General features: G+C 36.0%; 16 protein-coding genes. 9 read left to right on the top strand and 7 right to left on the bottom strand.

Features of this window, described 5'->3' with window-relative positions; genetic code table 11:
- Positions 1-2: 2 nt before the first annotated feature.
- The 3 genes from ABEB23_RS11995 to ABEB23_RS11985 form a co-directional block, all read right to left on the bottom strand.
- On the bottom strand, positions 3-1,031 hold the full coding sequence (locus ABEB23_RS11995) for an asparaginase (protein WP_348813090.1): 1,029 nt from the start codon (positions 1,029-1,031) through the stop codon (positions 3-5).
- On the bottom strand, positions 1,021-2,157 hold the full coding sequence (locus ABEB23_RS11990; protein ID WP_348812844.1) for a 1-acyl-sn-glycerol-3-phosphate acyltransferase: 1,137 nt from the start codon (positions 2,155-2,157) through the stop codon (positions 1,021-1,023). The genes ABEB23_RS11995 and ABEB23_RS11990 overlap by 11 nt, the downstream gene beginning before the upstream one ends.
- 66 nt (positions 2,158-2,223) lie before the next feature.
- Positions 2,224-3,003, bottom strand: coding sequence for a TatD family hydrolase (locus tag ABEB23_RS11985; RefSeq protein WP_348812843.1), 780 nt, complete (start codon positions 3,001-3,003; stop codon positions 2,224-2,226).
- Between the two features lie 98 nt (positions 3,004-3,101).
- On the opposite strand from ABEB23_RS11985, the gene ABEB23_RS11980 reads away from it, so the two are divergent.
- Positions 3,102-3,542 carry a retropepsin-like aspartic protease gene (locus tag ABEB23_RS11980; RefSeq protein ID WP_348812842.1) on the top strand — a complete coding sequence of 147 codons (441 nt, stop codon included), beginning with the start codon at positions 3,102-3,104 and terminating at the stop codon, positions 3,540-3,542.
- A gap of 49 nt (positions 3,543-3,591) precedes the next feature.
- A complete protein-coding gene (locus tag ABEB23_RS11975; RefSeq protein ID WP_348812841.1) occupies positions 3,592-5,532 on the top strand; it encodes a T9SS type A sorting domain-containing protein in 1,941 nt (646 codons plus the stop codon).
- A 68-nt stretch (positions 5,533-5,600) separates the two neighbouring features.
- Here the strand turns inward: ABEB23_RS11975 and odhB are convergent, their stop codons facing one another.
- Positions 5,601-6,830 (bottom strand): 2-oxoglutarate dehydrogenase complex dihydrolipoyllysine-residue succinyltransferase, encoded by a 1,230-nt coding sequence (odhB, locus tag ABEB23_RS11970; protein ID WP_348812840.1) that lies wholly within the window; start codon positions 6,828-6,830, stop codon positions 5,601-5,603.
- A 186-nt stretch (positions 6,831-7,016) separates the two neighbouring features.
- The gene (locus tag ABEB23_RS11965) at positions 7,017-9,794 is read right to left on the bottom strand and encodes a 2-oxoglutarate dehydrogenase E1 component (RefSeq protein WP_348812839.1); all 2,778 of its coding nucleotides are present in this window, start codon (positions 9,792-9,794) and stop codon (positions 7,017-7,019) included.
- Between the two features lie 165 nt (positions 9,795-9,959).
- Between ABEB23_RS11965 and ABEB23_RS11960 the strand changes: the two genes are divergently transcribed.
- On the top strand, positions 9,960-10,469 hold the full coding sequence (locus ABEB23_RS11960; RefSeq protein ID WP_348812838.1) for a hypothetical protein: 510 nt from the start codon (positions 9,960-9,962) through the stop codon (positions 10,467-10,469).
- A gap of 440 nt (positions 10,470-10,909) precedes the next feature.
- On the top strand, positions 10,910-13,246 hold the full coding sequence (locus ABEB23_RS11955; RefSeq protein ID WP_348812837.1) for an arylsulfatase: 2,337 nt from the start codon (positions 10,910-10,912) through the stop codon (positions 13,244-13,246).
- A gap of 145 nt (positions 13,247-13,391) precedes the next feature.
- Here the strand turns inward: ABEB23_RS11955 and ABEB23_RS11950 are convergent, their stop codons facing one another.
- Positions 13,392-13,745 (bottom strand): hypothetical protein, encoded by a 354-nt coding sequence (locus tag ABEB23_RS11950; RefSeq protein WP_348812836.1) that lies wholly within the window; start codon positions 13,743-13,745, stop codon positions 13,392-13,394.
- Positions 13,746-13,809: 64 nt separating this feature from the next.
- Positions 13,810-14,784, bottom strand: a complete 975-nt coding sequence (locus ABEB23_RS11945; RefSeq protein ID WP_348812835.1) for a polyprenyl synthetase family protein — start codon at positions 14,782-14,784, stop codon at positions 13,810-13,812.
- Between the two features lie 228 nt (positions 14,785-15,012).
- On the opposite strand from ABEB23_RS11945, the gene ABEB23_RS11940 reads away from it, so the two are divergent.
- The 5 genes from ABEB23_RS11940 (at position 15,013) to ABEB23_RS11920 (ending at position 21,916) form a co-directional block, all read left to right on the top strand.
- Positions 15,013-15,534, top strand: coding sequence for a YceI family protein (locus ABEB23_RS11940; RefSeq protein WP_348812834.1), 522 nt, complete (start codon positions 15,013-15,015; stop codon positions 15,532-15,534).
- A gap of 95 nt (positions 15,535-15,629) precedes the next feature.
- Positions 15,630-16,229 (top strand): TetR/AcrR family transcriptional regulator, encoded by a 600-nt coding sequence (locus ABEB23_RS11935; protein ID WP_348812833.1) that lies wholly within the window; start codon positions 15,630-15,632, stop codon positions 16,227-16,229.
- The gene (locus tag ABEB23_RS11930) at positions 16,226-17,578 is read left to right on the top strand and encodes a TolC family protein (protein ID WP_348812832.1); all 1,353 of its coding nucleotides are present in this window, start codon (positions 16,226-16,228) and stop codon (positions 17,576-17,578) included. Before ABEB23_RS11935 ends, ABEB23_RS11930 begins: the two co-directional genes overlap by 4 nt.
- A 7-nt stretch (positions 17,579-17,585) precedes the next feature.
- Complete coding sequence (locus ABEB23_RS11925) at positions 17,586-18,650, top strand: efflux RND transporter periplasmic adaptor subunit (RefSeq protein WP_348812831.1); 1,065 nt, start codon at positions 17,586-17,588, stop codon at positions 18,648-18,650.
- A gap of 89 nt (positions 18,651-18,739) precedes the next feature.
- Positions 18,740-21,916, top strand: a complete 3,177-nt coding sequence (locus ABEB23_RS11920) for an efflux RND transporter permease subunit (protein ID WP_348812830.1) — start codon at positions 18,740-18,742, stop codon at positions 21,914-21,916.
- The last annotated feature ends 448 nt before the right edge of the window (positions 21,917-22,364 follow it).

The raw sequence follows: 22,364 nt of genomic DNA, 5'->3' as shown, positions 1-22,364 counted from the left end.
TATTATGTTATTTCTCCTCGCAATGATGTTTCAAAGACATTTTTAAACGATTCTTGATCTATATTTTGCCCTAATAAATACATCAGTTTGGTAATTGCTGCTTCAGTTGTGATGTCTTTTCCCGAAATTATGCCAATTTCCTTCATCCCCGTACTGGTTTCATACTGTCCCATGTGTACACTTCCACCAGAGCATTGGGTAACATTAACAATATGCAATCCTCTTTTTATAGCTTTTTGTAATAGATTTAAAAACCACTCTTCAGTTGGTGCATTTCCGGCGCCATAGGTTTCTAATACTATTCCTTTAAGATCCGGAATATCGAAAATAGCTGCTAAAACTGTTTCACTGATTCCGGGAAACAGTTTTACAATAACCACATGCTTATCCAAATTTTTATGAACCTTTAGTGGTGCTCCTTTTTTAAGAAGCAAAAATAATTCGGGATTTGTTTTTAAATGTACACCAGATTCAATTAAAAAAGGATAATTCGGAGATGTGAATGCATTAAAATGTTCTGCATTTATTTTTGTCGTTCTGTTACCTCTGTATAATTTGTATTCAAAATAAAGACACACTTCACTCACAACAGCATTCCCGTTTTCACGTAAAGAGGCAATTTGAATGGCCGTTATCAGGTTTTCTTTCGCATCTGTACGCAAGTCTCCTATTGGCAATTGAGATCCGGTAAAAATCACGGGTTTTGCTAAATTTTCGAGCATGAAACTCAAAGCAGATGCCGAATAAGACATGGTATCCGATCCATGCAGCACGACGAATCCATCAAAAGAATTATAATTATCCTCGATAATGGTCGCAATTTTGGCCCACTTTTCGGGATTCATATTTGAAGAATCAATTGGCTTGTCAAAAGAAATCGTTTCAATCTCACAATCCAATAGTTTTAATTCCGGTATCCTTTGCAATAACTTACTAAAATTAAAAGCCTTAAGCGCACCCGTTTCAAAATCTTTCTTCATCCCAATGGTTCCACCGGTATATATAAGAAGTATTTTAGCCTTAGATGACATTGACATATTTCAATTTATTTACAACAGGATTGGCATACATTGCTAAAAACCCTTCCATTGCTACCGGATTGTCATGATCTATTCGCATTTCCAATCTGCGCATAAAAAGCGATTTTTCGTTTTCTGTGTACAAATGCGTATACTTATCAGTCTTATGCAACATATCATAAGCGATATAATTTGTTGGCCAAAGTTTGTAATTGCTCAATACTGCATCATCAATAACCTGCGCCAAAGCAAGTACTTGTTTATTTGCATTGTCATTTTCAGCGACTATTGTATCGATTTCCTGGTCTAAAACTTTCCCAACATGAATGTGAATTCTTTTCTTTTGCCCTAATACGCCGCTAAGAATATTCATGAAATCTTCATTTTTTTCTTTGACGTAAATTTCATTATTGGCTTCTGCCATCAATTGAGGCATTTTCAAAACATCGGTTGGATCATATTCATAGGAAATAGAAACCGGCACAATTTTAATTTTCTTAAAATAGTCCATCAAATTAGGCTCATCAGAAGCCATACCAACCATTTTCAAAACGCCTGGGTTTGTCGCATCATTTCCGTCTTTGGTTCTTCCTTCTCTTTGAGCTATCCAAACGGAACGGTTTTCGTACAATAATAATTGTCCAATGTATTCAGACAATAATTTTGAGCTTTGTAGCATTTCTCTTGGTGTCAAACCTCTTTGAACCAAAAAATTTCTATTTAGTTTGGCTAGTATTTTTAAAAATGACTTTTTAACCAAATTATCTCCAATTGCCGAAGCAGTCATCACAAAACCATGCTCAAATAAAGTGGCATTCAATAATGTGGTGTCCAACAGGATATCTCTATGATTAGAAATAAACAAATACGCGGTGTTTTTTTCTAAATGTTCAAAACCTGAAGTTGTCAATCCCTCCGAACTTCTTTCCAGTATTTTTTGGACCGAATGATAAATGAAATTACATTGGAAATCACGGATAGAGTGTGTTTTCTTGAGTTGTTCTTTCCAAACATCATCTTCTACTTCCGGAAAAGTAAAATTCATCAATGTCTTCATCATCGGATGATGAATAACATCATGAAGTGCTTCATTTACTTCAGAATCGTAAAACGGCCGAATAGCGTCAAATCTTTGCATTGTTATATTTCTATATTTGTAAGGGCAAATGAACAAAAAAAAAGTGAAAATAAAGTAGATTCTGTATTAAATCCCAAAAACTGCTTTAGAATTTTCAGTTGTTCTCTCCGCGATTTCATTTTCTGAAAGGTTATAAATTTGTGACAACTTAGAAACAACATTTACCAAATAACTGCTTTCATTTCTTTTTCCTCTAAAAGGAATTGGAGCCAGATAGGGCGAATCCGTTTCCAGAACAATATGTTTCAAATCAATTTGATTTAGAAACTGGTCAATTTTTCCGTTTTTAAAAGTAACGACCCCACCTATTCCTAACTTCATATTATAAGATATCGCCTGTAAAGCCTGCTCATAAGTCCCCGAAAAACAATGAAAAATCCCAAATAAATCATCTGATTTTTCCTCTTCCAAAACTTCAAATATTTCGTCGAAAGCTTCCCTGCAATGAATCACAATAGGTAACTTATATTGTTTAGCCAATTGTATTTGTCTTTTGAAAGCAATTTGCTGTTCCTTCAAATGAGTCTTATCCCAATACAAATCGATCCCAATTTCTCCGATGGCATAGAACTTTCTTTTTGCCAATTCATTTTCCACATGTTTCAATTCTTCGAGATAATTGTCTTTCACATAAGTGGGATGTAAACCCATCATCAAGAAAACATGGTCAGGATAGTCTTTTTCCAATTCATACATAGCATCCGTGCAGGTAGAATCGATAGCCGGGATAAAAAAACGTGAAACACCAGCATCTATAGCCCTTTGCATCATCTCTTTTCTGTCTTGATCGAATTCTTCTGAATATAAATGGGTATGCGTATCGGTGATAATTCTATTTGATTTCAATGCTAAAAATTTAAAAGGCAAAATTACAATTTAAAAGAAGCTTTTCCATAAAACTTTGCGAACTTTGCGCTAAACTTTGCGTCTTTACGTTAGTAACCATGAAAAACCTACACGAAATTCTTAAAAAAGAAAATTACAGAAAAGTAAAATTTAAGATTACCAAAACGCAACATCTTTTGATTAAAGCCAAAATTAATGGCGTTAAAGGAAATTTTATTCTGGACACAGGTGCTTCCAGCAGTTGTGTGGGATTTGAAAGTGTCGAGTTATTTTTATTGGAAGCTAAAAAATCAAAAACCAAAGCTTCCGGAGCAGGAGCAACCGGAATGACGACACAAATTGCCACAAAAAACCAACTGCAATTGGGCACCTGGAAGGACATTACTTTCGACCTTGTGATTTTCGATTTATCCCATGTTAATGAAGCATTAATTCAGCATAAGTCAAAACCGGTTCACGGAATCATAGGCGCCGATGTTTTATTGAAAGGCAAAGCCATTGTGGATTATTACAATCATTATTTGTATTTACTGAAATAAAAAAATCATACTTTTGTTAAATCTCTATTATTTTAACAAATGTATTCTTATGAAGAAATTTTTACTTTCCTTAATACTTTTAACGTCTCTTACTATTTATTCACAAGCTCTTACAGCAATCGCTTTGACTACTCCTACCTCTTGTAATGGTACCAGTTTTGGGCAGATATTTGTTATGGCAACTGGTGGAACATTACCTTATAGCTATAGAATACTTCCTAGCCCAACATATCAAAGCAATAATACTTTTACTAATTTGAGTGCTGGTACTTATACCATAGAAGTCAAAGATGCGAACAACAACTTTTCTTTGACAGCCGCAACGATAGAAGCCCCATCTCCAATAATAGCATCTGCAGCTATAACAAAACCTATCGATTGTGTAAACAATGCTACTATAACTCTTTCTGCGACAGGAGGCACCTCTCCGTACACATATTCAAAAGACGGATTTACTTTTGTACAAAGTAATGTTTTTGATAATTTAGTTGCCGGAACTTATACCACTTATGTAAAAGATGCTAATGGTTGTACTACTAGTTCCAATTCTATAACTATAAATCCGTTATCGCCACTATTCGCCACAGTTACACGAACTGATGTGAGTTGTAATGGGCTTAATGATGGCTCAATTACCATCACGCCTATAGGAGGACAATTACCTTATTCTTACTCACTTGATAACGGAGTAAATTATGTTTCTTCTAATGTGTTTACAAATTTAGCAGCTGGCACTTATGATGTAATAATAAAAGATGCTTCGAACTGTATAGTACCTATGCTTACTACGATAGCTCAGCCAACTGTTTTATCAATGACGGCAGCTATAACAAAACCTATTGATTGCATAAGCAATGCTACTATAGCCCTTACTGCGGCAGGAGGTATCTCTCCGTACACTTATTCAATAAATAATTCACCATACCAACCTGAAAATTACTTTTCTAATCTATCAGCTGGAGCATATGATGTCATCGCAAAAGATAGTAATGGCTGCATAACATCTACTATTGTAGTTATAACACAACCTTCCTTACTTACAACTACAGCAACAGTTACAGATTTAAATTGTAATGGTAGTAATGATGGCTCCGTAACAATAAATGCTACTGGAGGGCAAACTCCATACACGTATTCAATAAACAATTTACCTTATCAACCTGGAAATTATTTTTCCAATCTAACAGCTGGAACGTATAATGTAATGGTAAAAGATGATAATGGCTGCACAGCATCTAGTATTGTAGTCATAACACAACCTAACTTGTTTTCAACTGCAATAACCATTACAGATCAAACTGTAACTACAAATGCAACAGGTGGAACACCTCCTTATGTCTATTCATTAGACGGGACAATTTACAGCACTGAAAATACTTTTAGCAATCTAGCTACCGGAACATACAGTAGTTGGGCAAAAGATACTAATGGCTGTATTGCATCATTGGATTTTGTTATTAATGCACCAGCCCCATTAATAAATGACAGTAACACTATTACGCTAAGTCTGGTACCCGGACAAACACTGGCAGACATTATAGTAGAAGGAGAGAATATAAAATGGTATAGCACTCCCGGAATTTCAACAGGAAAAATAAAACAAACAGTCAAAAAAGCTGGAGAAACCCCTTTACCACTTACTACGGTTTTAGTTGATAACACCACTTATTATGCTTCCCAAACCATAAACGGAATTGAAAGCACAGAAAGACTTGCAGTAACCGTACAATTAAATGCTTTAGCAACACCAGACTTTGTTTTGACAAATTTTAAATCATACCCAAATCCAGTAAAAAACAATCTTACGATCCAAAATACCTCAACCATTGATAAAGTTATCCTTTTATCGATTACAGGTAAAACTGTTTTGACTAAAACGATAAAAAGTCTCCATGCAGAAATTGATTTATCAAACCTATCAGATGGTATTTACTTTCTAAAAGTAAAATCAGAAGGAGCGGAAAAAACAGTAAAAATTATAAAAGAATAACTTCCTACTCAAACAAAAACCCCGTTTAGCAAAACTAAACGGGGTTTAAAATTTATATGATTTGAAATCTACAATTCAAATGCTTTTTTAGGATTGTTGTCACAAAGCAATTCTACTGGATTTTCTAAAGCTTCTTTTACAGCTACTAAGAATCCTACAGACTCACGACCATCGATAATTCTGTGATCATAAGAAAGTGCCACATACATCATTGGGTGAATTTCCACTTTTCCGTTTACAGCAATAGGACGCTCGATAATGTTATGCATTCCAAGAATTCCTGATTGTGGAGGATTGATAATTGGTGTACTCAACATACTTCCAAAAACACCACCATTAGTAATTGTGAATGTTCCTCCTGTCATATCATCAACAGTAATCTGTCCGTCACGTGCTTTTAAAGCCAATCGTTTAATATCCGCTTCAATACCACGGAAAGTCAAGTTTTCTGCATTACGAACAACTGGAACCATTAATCCTTTTGGACCTGAAACAGCGATAGAAATATCACAGAAATCATACGCGATTTTGTAATCACCATCCATCATAGAGTTTACATCCGGATACAATTGCAATGCTCTTGTAACTGCTTTAGTAAAGAATGACATATATCCCAAACCTACTCCACCATGCTTTGCTTTGAAAGCATCTTTATACTCATTACGCAAGTTATTGATAGGCGTCATGTTTACTTCATTAAAAGTAGTTAACATGGCAGTATCATTTTTGGCAGCAACCAATCTTTCGGCTACTTTTCTACGCAACATTGAAAGTTTTACTCTTTCAGAACCACGATTTCCACCTGTTGGAGTACCCATAGAAGGCACCGCATTTACAGCATCATCTTTAGTAATTCTTCCACCTTTTCCTGTTCCTGTAATAGCAGAAGGCTCGATGTTTTTTTCGTCTAATATTTTTCTGGCTGCCGGAGATGGTGTTCCAGAAGCATAAGTTACTGCTGCAACTGGAGCTGCTTTTGGAGCCTCTACTTTAACTTCAGCCTTTGGAGCTTCAGCAACTGGAGCTTTCTCTGCTACTGGAGCTGAACCTGAAGGTTTTGCCGCACCAGTGTCAATCAAACAAACCACTGCACCAACTGCAACCGCGTCTCCTTCTTCAGCTTTTAGCGTAATGGTTCCGCTAGCTTCTGCAGGTAATTCTAATGTTGCTTTATCTGAATCAACCTCAGCAATCGCTTGGTCTTTTTCAACATAATCGCCATCTTTTACTAACCAAGTTGCAATTTCTACTTCTTTTATGGATTCCCCTGGTGATGGGACTTTCATTTCTAAAATCATCTCGTATTCTTTTAAATTATGAATTTTAAATTATCTTGAAAATAACTTTTGTTATTATATACTTTATTTTTTTTCTGATGGCCCCTAAACTTCGGGAGGCATCCTTTTTATACTGATTTTTTCAGAATAAAAAGATATAGCGCACAACGGGACATCCTAGATTCAGCGAAGCTAAACAGCTCCTAATTATGAACGGAATAAATCCTTATCAAAAACCATACGGACAGCATCTGCCTGACGACGTTTTGCTCTGGTATAACTTCCTGAAGCTGGAGCAGAATAAGCTTTTAACGAAGCTAATCTCCATTTTACCAAGTTGAAATTCATCAACATATAACTGTAAGCTCCCATGTTTTTAGGTTCTTCCTGTGCCCAAACATAATCATCAGCGTTTGGATATTTTGCAATAATCGCTTTTAATTGTTCTACTGGCAAGGGAAACAATTGTTCGATTCTTACTACGGCTACGTCTTTTCGACCGTTGTTTTCTCTTTCGGCAGTAATATCGTAATAGAACTTTCCTGTACAGAAAACCAATGTTTTTACCTCTGCTTTATTTACTGTTTCGTCATCAAATGTTTCCTGAAAACTACCTGTTGCAAAATCCTCGATAGGTGAAACTACTCTTGGATCACGCAACAAACTCTTTGGTGTAAACACAATAAGTGGTTTACGGAACGTCGTTTTCATTTGTCTTCTTAACAGGTGAAAGAAGTTGGCTGGCGTTGTACAATCTGCCACATACATATTATGTCTGGCGCAAAGTTGTAAATAACGCTCCATTCTGGCAGAAGAATGCTCCGCTCCTTGTCCTTCATATCCGTGAGGCAACAACATAACAATTCCATTTTGGTTGTTCCATTTGTCTTCACCGCAAGAAATGTATTGGTCAATCATGATTTGGGCTCCGTTACTGAAATCTCCAAATTGTGCTTCCCAAATAGTAAGTGCTTTTGGACTTGCCAAGGCATACCCATAATCAAAACCTAAAACACCATATTCTGACAATAGGGAATTGTAAATATTGAATTTCCCTGTTGCATTTTCTAAATTGCTTAACAATGTTACTTCTTCCTCAGAATCTTCTACTTTTACAACTGCATGACGGTGAGAGAACGTTCCACGCTCTACATCCTGACCTGAGATACGAACATCAAAACCTTCTTTTAGTAAGGAACCGTAAGCCAAATGCTCAGCCATAGCCCAATCTAATTTATTGGTTTCGAAAAACATCGTTTTTCTATCGTTTATTAATTTTTGAATTTTACTGATAAACTTTTTATCTGAAGGAAGGTTACAAATTACATTGGCAATTTCCGTAAGTCCTTCTTTAGGATAAGCAGTAGCTACTTTTTCAAGCATCTGCGTATCTGTTACCTGCTCAAAACCTTGCCATTCATTTTGCATAAACGGTGTGATAATAGTCAAGTCTTTTTTACGTGATGCCTCCAGATTTACTTCAAGATTAGATTTGTATTCTTTTTCTAATCCGTTTACATAAGTAGCATCGATAACTCCTTCTGACAATAATTTTTCTGCATAAATATCTCTTGGATTATTATGCTTTGCAATTATTTTATATAATACCGGTTGCGTAAAACGAGGTTCATCACCTTCGTTATGCCCGTATTTTCTATACCCTAATAAATCTATAAATACATCACGTCCAAATTGCATTCTGAAATCAAGTGCAAATGACATGGCGTGAACTACTGCCTCAGCATCATCAGCATTAACATGTAAAACTGGAGAAAGTGTTACTTTGGCAACATCAGTACAATAAGTAGAAGAACGTGCATCAAGATAATTGGTTGTAAAACCAACTTGGTTATTGATGACAATATGTATGGTTCCTCCGGTTTTGTAACCATCCAGTTGAGCCATTTGTACAATTTCATAAAGAATACCCTGACCTGCAATAGCAGCATCTCCGTGAACGGCAATAGGCAATACTTTAGAGAAATCATCCGGGAAATATTTTTCTTGTTTTGCTCTTGTGATCCCTTCGATTACAGCACCTACTGTTTCCAGGTGCGAAGGATTTGGAGCTAAATTGATATTGATTTTTTTACCTGTACTGGTAACTTTATCAGCAGTAAGACCTAAATGGTATTTTACATCCCCGTCAAAATATTCTTGATCGTAATCTTTACCATCAAATTCGCTAAAAATATCTTGGGTAGATTTACCAAATATATTAGCCAAAACATTCAAACGACCACGGTGTGCCATTCCCATTACAAACTGCTCTACTCCTTTTTCAGCCGCTTTTTCAATCAAGGCGTCTAAAGCCGGAATTACAGATTCTCCTCCTTCAAGAGAAAAACGTTTTTGTCCTACATATTTAGTGTGCAAGAAATTCTCGAAAGAAACCGCTTGATTTAACTTATTAAGAATCACTTTCTTCTCATCTGAAGAAAAATTAGGCTGATTGTCATTGACTCCTAATTTACTTTGAATCCACTCTATTATTTCCGGTTTACGAATATACATGTACTCTACCCCGATGTGTTGGCAATAGATTTTCTCCAAATGCATGATAATCTCCTGAAGCGAACATGGTTGAATTCTAATCGCTTTAGCCGCATCGAAAACAGTGTTTAAATCTGCTGACGAAAGACCAAAATTTTCGATAGCCAATGTAGGCAAGGTAGCTCTTCTTTCTCTAACGGGATTAGTCTTTGTAAACAAATGACCACGGGAACGGTATCCGTCTATTAATTTTAAAACCTTAAATTCTTTTTGAAGTTTTTCAGATACCAGAGAACTTTCAACATTACCTGACGCAACATTTTCGATATATGTTACTGGGTTTTCGTCATTATAAGTTGTCATCCCAAAGTCAAAACCTTGGAAAAAACTTCTCCAACTTGGCTCTACGCTGTCTGGATTTTCTAAATACTGATCGTATAATTGTGCAAAAAATTCTGTATGTGCTGCGTTTAAAAATGAAAACCTATCCATAATGTTGATTAATGTGCTTTTTATTTAATAGATTGACAAAAGTACAATAAACCAATATATTTAAATCATTTTTTTACGTACTTTTACGTAAAAAATTGTTAAATAAACCACACAATCATGAGAAAAAATCGTTTTTTGACTGTTTCAGGCTTTTTTTTAATTTTAATGAGCTTATTATTTTCAGGATCTTTGTTTGCACAACAACAAACATTTAATCCAAACAGATCAAACGATTTTTGGGACCATGTACAATTTGGTGGTGGCCTGGGTTTGAGCTTTGGTTCAGGATACACTGATATATATGTATCTCCAAGTGCCATCTATAATTTCAATCCGGTCGTAGCCTTAGGAACTTCATTACAGTTTGGATACATTTCCTCAGACAACTATTACGAATCCTTTACTTACGGTGGTAGTTTGATTGGTTTAGTCAATCCCATCCCTCAAATTCAACTTTCTGCAGAATTGGAACAATTACGATTTAACACAGAATATGACTATCCAATAAATGCAAATGGGGGACATTCAGATAATTATTGGAATACCGCTTTGTATCTGGGCGTAGGGTACAGAGCTCAAAATGTGACTATCGGTCTTCGTTATGATGTTTTGTATGACGAGAACAAGAGTATTTACAGCGAACCTTTTATGCCTTTTGTAAGGGTATATTTTTAAAAAAAATACAGAACGAATGATTACAGAGGGATGCTCTAAAGATTTTATATATCTAAAATCGAACAGCGACAATCCTTCATTCGGCGCACTACCCATCCTGTTTTCCCAAAAACACTTTCCACGAAACACATTGACACATCCAAACGAACCGACATTATACTCTTTATAAAAACGTTCCAAACAAAGACTTCCTTTTTTACTCATAAGGTATTATCAAAACGCAGCCAATCATTTGTATTAGGAAAGGATAACCCTTGATTTCAGCAACTAATTAAAAATTATCACAAAACTCTGATTTAATGATATTTATCATGAAATACCATGATAAATTCGTTAAATTTGTTAGGGACTTTTTATTTATTTTTAACACCCTTTTCTTACAGATACGATTTACTAAAACCTATTTTTGAAATTACGTTTAACCACTTAACAACAATTCTATGAAAAGTAAGGTTATCTCGATGCTGTTTATCGGTTTGACAGCATTAACGCTCTCCGGAACTGTTTTCGGACAAGAATTAGATCGTACATCGCTTCCTATAAAGGAGCCTGCCCGAAAAAAATACACGGAACTTGATGTCCGGAACGCCACTCCTCCACCCCGTTTTGAAGTGAAGGCCCCAAAAGGAGCCCCTAATGTTGTTGTTGTTCTGATAGACGATATGGGTTTTGGAGTTACCGAATCTTTTGGAGGTCCCATCTCAACACCAACACTTGATGGCCTTGCTAAGAACGGTGTAAAATACAACCGTTTTCATACCACAGCACTTTGCTCACCAACGAGAGTGGCTTTGCTTACTGGTTACAATCATCATAGTAACAATGCAGGTTCTATTATGGAAACCGCTACGATGTTTCCGGGAAATAATGCGATACGTCCACAATCTATAACACCTATGGCAGAAGTACTGAGACAAAACGGCTATAATACCGCTGCCTTTGGAAAATATCACGAAACTCCGCCTTGGGAAATATCCAACTCAGGCCCCCAAGATCGCTGGCCAACCCGTTCAGGCTTTGAGAAATTTTACGGTTTTATTGGCGGTGAAACCAATCAATGGGCACCACTGATTTATGATGGACTTACATTAGTTGAACCCTCTAAAGATCCTAAATATCACTTTACGACAGACATGACCAATCAGGCGGTTTCATGGGTACGATATCAAAAGGCACTATCTCCTGAAAAGCCATTTTTTATTTATTTTGCGCCTGGAGCAACACATGCACCGCATCATGTTCCGAAAGAGTGGGTCGATAAATACAAAGGAAAATTTGATCAGGGCTGGGATAAAATTCGCGAAGAAACTTTAGCGCGTCAGAAGAAACTGGGAATTGTTCCGCAAAATACAAAGCTCGCTCCTAAACCGACTGATATAAAAGACTGGAACACCCTTTCCGCAGACGAGAAAAAACTTTTCACCCGTCAAATGGAAGTATATGCTGGCTTTGCTGAACAAACAGATTACGAAGTAGGAAGACTCGTAGCAGCCATTAAAGATTTAGGGCAAATGGATAATACTCTTTTTATTTTTATTGCAGGTGACAATGGCGCCAGCGCTGAAGGTCAAATGAACGGAATGTACCAAGAAATGACGTACTTCAGTGGGGTCGCAGAAACCGTTCCGGATATGTTGAAACATTATGATGAATGGGGTACCGAAAGCACCTACCCACATTTTGCAGCCGGTTGGGCTGTTGCAATGGACTCCCCTTTTGCCTATACCAAACAAGTAGCATCCGATTTTGGAGGCACCAGAAATGGTATGGTGATTCACTGGCCTGCCGGAATAAAAGCAAAAGGAGAAATGCGTTCCCAGTTTGGTCACGTTATCGATATTGCGCCAACCATATATGAAGTTTCCAACATACCCGCTCCAAAAACGGTAAATGGTATCGAACAGGACCCAATTGAAGGCACCAGCTTGGTTTATACCTTTAATGATGCAAAAGCTGCTGAAAAACACACGGTCCAATATTTTGAAATGTTTGGCAACAGGGGCGTTTATGAAGACGGCTGGTTTGGCCGCACCATACACCGTGCAGCATGGATGCAAAAACCCTTCAACAGCTTGCAGGAAGACAAATGGGAATTATTCGACACTAAGAATGATTTCAGTTTGGCAAACAATATAGCCGCAAAGAATCCTGAAAAGTTAAAAGCAATGGAAGATTTATTCATGAAAGAAGCGGCTAAATATTATGTACTTCCAATTGATGACCGCCTTCTTGAAAGAACCAATGCCGAAATGATGGGCAGACCGACAGTCATGGGCGACAGAACCTCTGTAACCTATGGAGAAGGAATGAAAGGAATGGGAATTGATGTCTTTATAGATCTAAGAAATAAATCGTACACCATCACTGCGGATGTAGAGGTAGGTGCCGATGGAAATGGCGTAATAGTATGCCAAGGCGGAAGATTCGGCGGTTTATCCTTCTATATGAAAGAGGGTAAACCTGCATTCAGCTATAATTATCTCGGTTTGGAATCCACTCACACCATGGCAAAACAAACATTAAAACCTGGTAAATACAAACTGACATATGATTTCAAATATGACGGAGGCGGAATGGGCAAAGGCGGAATGGGTACCATTTCGGTTAATGGTGATAAAGTAGCCGAAAACAGAATCAACCGTGTGCAGCCCGGTATATTTTCCGTTGATGATTTGGCAGATATTGGCGTTGACGACGGAACGCATGTGGCAGATTATGGAAAGTCTTCCAAGTTCAATGGAAAAATTAACAAAGTGTTTATTGAACAGAAAAAATAATTACTTCAAAAAGTACTGCGTTCCTGATGAAATACAATTAAGAGTGCCTCTATTTGATTTAGCAAAAAAAAGCACCGCAATACCTTCTCTATATTATAAGGAACGTATTACGGTGCTTTTTTTTTATTTTAACAACACCCAAAAATTAACGGTATTTATTTCTGAACCATACTTTTTGCCATTCTCGCTTTAGAATCAAAAAAGCAACCTGTCCTGCCAAAATTACTAAATCAGACCCATCTAACTTTTTTACTTCAGATTCCGAAACATCAATGATATAAAGTAAATTAAGGTATTCGGCAAACTTATATTGGATGAGTCGGTATATCTTTTCCTGAAGCTGGATTTTTAGTTCCTCAGGCGAAATACTCAATGGAAAATCGACTCCTTCGTTCGCCAGATTAAAGTCCTTATTGATCTGTTCAACCAATTTCAGATATAAGTTTTCTCCTTGCGCTTCGACAAGTAACAGGTCTGTATTTTTAGGCGCTATAAACATTTGATTTTAGATTGCAGATTAACGAATTTAAACTTTAGATTTTAAAAATACTGAACACTGCCAACTAAACTTTTCTCCCCATTAAATTCTCGCCAAAAGACTGTAATATATCTTTTTTCTCATTGTCGATACTTATTTTACGCAAGGTTTCAAAAGCTTTCAAAGTATACTCCTGAATAGCTCCCTGCGTCGCTTTTGAAGCTCCGGTCGCATCAAAAATTTCCTTTACCTCTTGTATTTTATCAACGCTTTCTGAGGGATGAATCGAGAATAAATACATCAATCTTTCTTTTTGTTCTGCTGTTGCAAATTCAACTGCCTTAAGATACAAATACGTCTTTTTATTTTCAATAATATCTCCACCAACTTGTTTTCCAAAAGTTTTTGGATCTCCAAAAGCATCCAGATAATCATCCTGTAACTGGAATGCTAAGCCTAAATTAAGTCCGAAATCATAAATTAAATCAGCGTTTTCACAAGATGTCTGAGCGACAATTGCTCCCATCTTCATGGCAGCGGCAACAAGAACTGCCGTTTTATATTCGATCATTTTCAGGTATTCAGGAATAGTAACATCATCACGGATTTCAAAATCAACATCCAATTGCTGACCTTCACATACTTCCAATGCTGTTTTACTAAATAGTTTAGCCAAATCCCTAAAAACCTCCGGCTGATATTGCTCAAAATACTGATAGGCCAAAATTAACATGGCATCACCCGAAAGAATAGCAGTATTAATATTCCATCTTTCATGAACCGTTTCATTGCCTCTTCGTAGCGGAGCATCATCCATAATATCATCATGAACCAAAGAAAAATTATGAAAAACTTCCACAGCCAAAGCAGCAGGTAGTGCCTTTTTATAGTCGGCATCAAAAACTTCTGTACTCATTAATGTAAGAACAGGACGCATTCTTTTTCCTCCCAAACTTAGTATGTAACGCACGGGATCATACAAATTTTTAGGTTCTCTAACACTGTACTGAGCTTGTAAATAATCGGAGATGAATTCCTGATACTGGTAAATGGTATGCATAAATTAATTTTTGGCTAATTTACAGCATTCACCCTTTATAACAAACTACGTTTCTTAACGAAATGTTAAATAATTAAAAATACTATGGAAACTTTATTGGTATTTAAAGTTTCCCTCTTACATTTGCAAAACATTAGAAACTTTATCAGTATCTAAAGTTTCCTAAATGTATTTTGCATCATCAAAAAACAAAAACACAAGGATACATCACTACTAAAAATAAGAACCATGGAAAATGAATGGGCAATTGATTCAAACGGATCAGACGTATTAATAAAATCTAGACATTCTCTAATAAGCTACATGCCTGGAAACAAAAACAATTTCAAAGGACACGTAGCTATACAAAACGACGAAGTGGAAGACGCTTCCATTGAATTTTCACTAAATGTGAATGACAAAGAAGCCAATTCGATTCAAAAAAATAAAGACTTGAAATTCATTGATCTTTTTGATGAAGACGAAGCTCCGCTTATTCAATTCAAATCGACCTCTTTTCAGAAGATAAATAAAAACATCAATTTCTTGAAAGGTTTTCTAACCATCAAGAACATAACTAAAGTGGTTGAATTGGATACTGAGTTTATTGGATTCAATAATTACAATGGTGTTCAAAAAGCTTCATTTGAAGTTACAGGAAACATTAATCGTAAGGATTTTGGACTGAACTACAATGTTCTTTCACTAAATGGAGGTCATCCGATAGGCAAAGACATAAAACTAATTGCCAATTTAGAATTTTCACATTAAGAATAACCAGTTCTTATAAAGCATAACAACAAACTAAAACTCATTTGATAACTAACTTTTACTGTATTATTCAATAACAATAAGTTACCCATAAAATGAAAGAGAAAATTATTTCAAAAGCAACGGAACTATTCTTAAAACTAGGTTTTAAGAGTGTCACCATGGATGATATTGCAAGTGAAATGTGTATTTCTAAAAAAACGATTTACAAATTTTTTTGCAACAAAGAAATTCTAATCGCGGAAAGCACAGAGATGGTTCATAAAACAATTCATGAAAGCATTGAGACAATCGCAGCAAAAAATTATAATGCAATCGAAGAAAACTTTGAAATCAAAAAGATGTTCAAAGAAATGTTTAAATCAGGAGAAGCCTCGCCTGCTCATCAATTGAAAAAACATTATCCTGAAATATATGACAAAGTAATATCAAGAGAAATAAACGGTTGTAACACGGTCTTTAAACAAAATATTGAAAAAGGAATTCAACAGGGTTTGTACCGAGAAAATTTAGATATTGACATCTATGTTGGATTTTATTACACCCTTATTTTCAGCATTCACGGAATGACGAGTTCTGAAAAAGAATCGCAAAAATTAGAATTACAAGCATTAGAATATCATACTAGGGCAATGGCAACGCCAAGTGGAATAACCGAATTAGAAAAACAATTACAAAATCCAACTTTATCATGAAGAGAATACTTTTATTAACATTCTTAACTTTTGCTCTCACTGCACAATCCCAAAGCGCAGGCACAACAGCAACAAAACCCCTTACTCTAAAAGCAGCCATTACCTATGCACTTGAGAACAAAGCTGATGCTAAAAAAGCTAGATTAGGTGTTGAAAACAGCGAATACCAAATTGAAGAGGTTCGTTCAAGAGCTTTACCACAAATCTCCGCAAACGGAAGTTTAACCTATAACCCCATATTACAAACAAACGTACTTGATGGCGCTATGTTTGGACAACCTGGACAATCCGTAGAAGTTTCTTTTGGACAAAAATGGACTTCAGGAGCCGGCGTTTCATTAAGCCAAACGATTTTTGATCAATCTGTTTTTACAGGATTGAGAGCAGCAAAAACCACTCGTGAGTTTTACCAAATAAACAATCAGTTAACAGAAGAACAAGTTATTGAAAGAGTGGCTAACAATTACTACTCTGTATATGTTCAACGTGAAAGATTGATTTTGTTGGATAGCAATTATGTGAATACTTCTAAAGTTCGCGACATCGTAAAAGGACAATTTGATAATGGTTTGGCCAAGAAAATTGATTTAGACCGAATCATCGTAAAAATGTCTAACATTGATACAGAGCGTCAACAAATCATCAATCAAATTCAACTACAGGAAAATGCTTTAAAGTTTTATATGGGAATGCCTATTGAAACTCAAATTGAGATTCCAAAAACCGAATTTGAAGTAACACCACAAGCATTAACAGAAGCACCAAATACAGCCAACAGAACTGAATATTTGCTTTTGAAAAAACAAGAACAATTATTAGAATTTCAAAAAACAGCTGTTAAAGCCGAATATTACCCAACACTTTCATTAGTGGCAGGATACAATTATCTAGGACAAGGGCCAGAAATGCCTCTTTTTGCAAAACCTGCCGATGGAGTGTATTGGTCTGATTATTCTGCAATTGGACTGAATTTGAAAGTCCCAATCTTCACAGGTTTTGGAACCCGTGCCAAGGTAAGACAGGCAGATGTTGACATCAGAACACTTCAAGAAGACATTAAAGACACACAACTTTCCCTTGATTTAGATTACAGAAATGCAAAAACTCAAATTGAGAATAACATTATAACCATTGGAAATCAAAAAGAAAATATGCGCTTGGCTGGAGATATTTTAAAAAATACCAAAAACAATTATCTTCAAGGATTAGCCTCATTAACAGATTTATTAGATGCTGAGAATGCATCACTTGAAGCACAAAACAATTACACCAGAGCCGTATTAGCTTATAAAATTGCAGAAATAACATTAATCAAATCAAAAGGAGAACTTAAAACCCTATTAAACTAAAAACAAGATGAAAAAAAATATAATAACCGTAGCCGTAATTTTAGGAGCATTAGCGCTTATCGCTTTTACTTTGAATAAGAACAAAACAGAAAACAAAGCGAAAACAGACATCGTTGCCGAAAAAAATGCAGCCGTATCCGTTAAAACAACGCAAGTAAAAACCGAAGAAGTTTCTCTGGATTTCTTAGCCAATGGAAATTTTGAACCTATTCAGGAATTGACTTTTTCTGCCGAAAAATCAGGTAAAGTAATTAGCGTTTTGGTGAAAGAAGGGGATTATGTAAGCGTTGGACAAACATTGGTAATCGTTAGAAGCGATGTTATAAATGTAAATGCTCAAACGGCAAAAGCAGCTTATGACAATGCAAAATCTGATTATGACCGTTATGAAAACGCCTTTAAATCTGGTGGTGTTACCAAACAACAATTGGATCAGGCAAAATTAGCTTTGACTAATGCCGGATCTAACTTGAAGCAAGCAAACATCAACGTTGGTGACACAAAAGTTAAAGCTCCAATTAAAGGATTTATTAATAAAAAATACATTGAGCCAGGTTCGATTTTAGCAGGAATGCCGGCAACTGCAATGTTTGACATTGTGAATGTTTCTAAACTTAAATTAAAAGTTACCGTAAACGAAAGTCAAGTGGCTAGCTTAAAATTAGGAAATACCATAAATGTTACTTCCAGCGTATTTCCAGATAAAACATTTGCAGGTAAAATTACTTTTATTGCTGCAAAAGCAGATGAAAGTTTGAATTTCCCAGTTGAACTTGAAATCGAAAACAACGCCAATAACAGCTTAAAAGCAGGGATGTACGGAACTGCCAATTTTGGCTCTAAACAAAAACAACAACTTAAAGTAGTTCCTAGAAATGCTTTTGTTGGAAGTGTAAGCAGTAATGAGATTTTTGTTGTTGAAAACGGAATTGCTAAATTGAAAAAAGTTACTTCTGGAAGAATTTTAGGAGAACAAGTAGAAATAGTTGATGGATTATCTGATGGAGAAACTGTAATTGTTACAGGGCAAATTAACTTGCAAGACGGTAATACTGTAGAAATTATTAAATAATTACAGGCTGTAAGCCGTAAGAAATAAGCTTTATGCAATTTACAAGCATAAAGCCGAAAGCTTACTGCCTAAAGCATAAAGAAAAACATATGAAATTAGCAGAAATATCCATAAAACGTCCGTCGTTAATTATTGTATTATTTACAATTTTAATCCTTGGTGGACTGTTCAGTTATAGCCAGTTAGGCTATGAATTGATTCCTAAATTCGAACAAAACGTAATCACCATTTCAACTGTTTATCCTGGAGCTTCTCCAAGTGAGGTTGAAAATACGGTTACCAAAAAAATTGAAGATGGGGTCGCCTCCTTAGAAAACATCAAAAAAATTGATTCCAAATCATACGAAAGTTTGTCTGTGGTTTCAATTACGTTGACAACAAAAGCAAAAATTGATGTTTCGATGAATGACGCTCAACGAAAAATCAATGCCCTTATCAGTGATTTACCCGATGATGCCGAAACGCCAGCATTGACCAAATTCTCGCTAAGTGACTTACCAATTATGACCATTGGTGCCAATGGTAAAATGGACGAAGCTACTTTTTATGATTTGATTGACAAAAAAATTGCTCCAGTTTTATCCCGTGTTCAAGGTGTGGCGCAAGTCAATATCATTGGTGGGCAAGAACGTGAAATACAGGTAAATCTTGATGCCGTAAAAATGCAAGGCTACGGACTTTCGGTTCCACAAGTACAGCAAACTATTTTGGCATCCAACTTGGATTTCCCAACAGGAAACATCCAAACACGTGACCAAAAGATCTTAATTCGTTTGGCTGGAAAATACAAAAATGTTGAAGAACTAAGAAACCTAGTTGTATCCTCTAACGGTGGAATTGAAATTCGTTTGAAAGACATTGCTGATGTACAAGATGCACAAAAAATCGCTGAGAAAATCTCGCGTGTCGATCAAAAAAGTGCTATTATTTTGCAGGTTATTAAACAATCAGATGCCAACGCTGTTGCAGTAAGTGAGCAATTGATTAAAAGCATAAATGCATTAGAAAAAGATTACAAAACCAACGATTTAAAATTAGAAGTAGCTAAAGACAGTACGGTTTACACATTAGAAGCCGCGGATTCTGTAATTCACGATTTATTGATTGCGGTAGTTTTGGTGGCCTTTGTCATGTTGTTCTTCCTGCACAGTATTCGAAACTCGTTGATCGTAATGGTTTCGATTCCGGCTTCGTTAATAGCCACTTTTATAGGGATTTATCTTTTAGGATATACGTTAAACTTAATGAGTTTATTAGGACTTTCGCTGGTGGTTGGTATTCTGGTCGATGATGCGATTGTGGTATTGGAAAATATTTACAGGCACATGGAAATGGGTAAAAGCCGTGTACGTGCCGCCTTTGACGGAACAGCCGAAATTGGTGGAACTGTAACTTCGATTACCTTAGTAATTGTAGTAGTGTTTTTACCAATCGCGATGAGCTCTGGACTGGTATCTAATATTATTACACAGTTTTGTGTGACAGTAATTATTTCAACATTATTTTCACTTTTGGCTTCGTTTACAATTATCCCGTGGTTGTCTTCTCGTTTTGGAAAACTGGAACACATTGAAGGAAAAAACTTGTTCGGAAAAGCGATTCTTGGGTTCGAAAGTTATTTAACTCGTTTTACCAACTGGGTAACTGAATTGTTGAACTGGTGTTTAGATCATTATTTCAAAACGATTGGTGTGGTGTTAATTTTGTTTTTTGGTTCAACAATCGGATTACTTGGAGGAGGTTTTATCGGAGGAGAATTCTTTGCTGCTTCGGATAGTGGGGAGTTTTTAGTTCAAATTGAAATGCCAAAAGACGCTTCATTGGAACAAACCAACTTTATGACACAAAAGGCAGAAGCCTTTTTGAAAAGCCAAGAGTATGTTCATAGCCAGATTACTACTGTAGGACAAACCAGTGAAGGTATGGGTGCTGCTCAAGCCACCGCATATAAAGCGGAGATTGACGTGAAAATGATCGATCAATCAGAACGTTCGGATGATGCTTCAGTATATGCGGCCAAAATCAAACGTAAATTGGAGAAAGTACTGGTTGGAGCCAAAGTAAAAACAGTTCCGGTAGGTATTTTGGGAACGGCACAAAATGCTACTTTGGGATTAATTGTAACAGGACCTTCAGTAGAAAGTGCTATGAAATTTGCCAAATTAGCAGAAGCTGAATTACGTACTATTCCGGGAACAACTGAAATTAAATTGACTGTTGAAGATGGAAATCCCGAAATCAACGTACAAGTAGACCGTGATAAAATGGCTGCCTTAGGCCTAACACTGCAAACAGTAGGTATGACGATGCAAACTGCTTATAGCGGTAACACAGATGGGAAGTTTAGAGCAGGTGAATACGAATATGACATCAACATTAAGTACAATGCTTTTGATAGAAAAAACATTACCGATGTAAGTAATTTAATTTTCATCAACAGTGCTGGTCAACAAATCAAATTGTCACAATTCGCAAAAATCACTGAAGGTTCTGGACCTAGTCAATTAGAGCGTAGAGACAAAACTGCTTCGGTAACCGTACAAGGACAAAACGTAGGGGTTGCCTCAGGAACAATTGTTACGCAATGGCAAGCAAAACTGGACAAACTTAAAAAACCGGTTGGAGTAAATTATATTTGGGGTGGAGACCAAGAAAATCAAAGCGAAGGTTTTGGAACTTTAGGAATCGCTTTATTAGCCGCTATTATTTTGGTTTATCTGGTAATGGTTGGACTTTATGATAGTTTTGTACACCCATTTGTGGTATTGTTTGCTATTCCGCTTTCGTTCATTGGAGCGATGCTCGCCTTAGCATTAACCAATAATACGTTGAATATATTCACCATTTTGGGTATTATTATGTTGATTGGTCTGGTGTGTAAAAATGCAATTATGCTTGTGGATTACACCAACCAGCGAAGAGCTGCCGGTGAATCCATCAGAACAGCATTGATTCAAGCCAATCACGCTCGTTTGCGTCCGATTTTGATGACCACAATTGCGATGGTTTTCGGTATGTTCCCAATTGCATTGGCTTCTGGAGCAGGTGCTGAATGGAAAAACGGTTTGGCTTGGGTAATCATTGGAGGATTAATTTCATCATTATTCCTAACCTTGATTATTGTTCCGGTGATTTATGAAATTATGGAAAAAATAATTGACAAATTCTCTAAAGAAGAAAAAGTGGATTATGAAGCCGAAATGATTGCCGATTATGACCACAAAGAATTAAGCGAAGACGGTTTTAACCCGAAACATACGGTTTAAATAGTTTTTTAGAAATAACAAAAAAGGACTTTCAAATATTTTGGAAGTCCTTTTTTTATTGGCTTTTTTATCCCCATTGAACGCAATAGCCCACAATGAGACTCATGATTCTTCTACAGCTAATTAATTCGTTTTAAATACAATATACCAAAAATATTGGGAACTAATTTTGTTCTTAAAGTTTCCTTTCTATATTTGTACTACAAAATTATTACAAAAAAAAACAAAATATGAAAAATAAATAGGAAGTTGATTCCAACGAATCAGAGGTTCTGATAAATCAAGACATTCTTTGATATTGACTACCTGTCTGGTCCCAAAAAAAAATTCAAGGAACCTATAAAACTTATAGCCCATTTGGAATTTATCCATCAATAAAATCAATAAGAATCACTTTTGACGGAAGGCATTTCTTTTCTATATTTACAGTAAGCAATTAATTAATAAC

The sequence above is a fragment of the Flavobacterium maritimum genome, assembly GCF_040049085.1.
GTDB lineage: Bacteria > Bacteroidota > Bacteroidia > Flavobacteriales > Flavobacteriaceae > Flavobacterium > Flavobacterium maritimum.
Note: the sequence above shows the minus strand (reverse complement) of the source record. Positions and strands in the feature narration are given on the sequence as shown.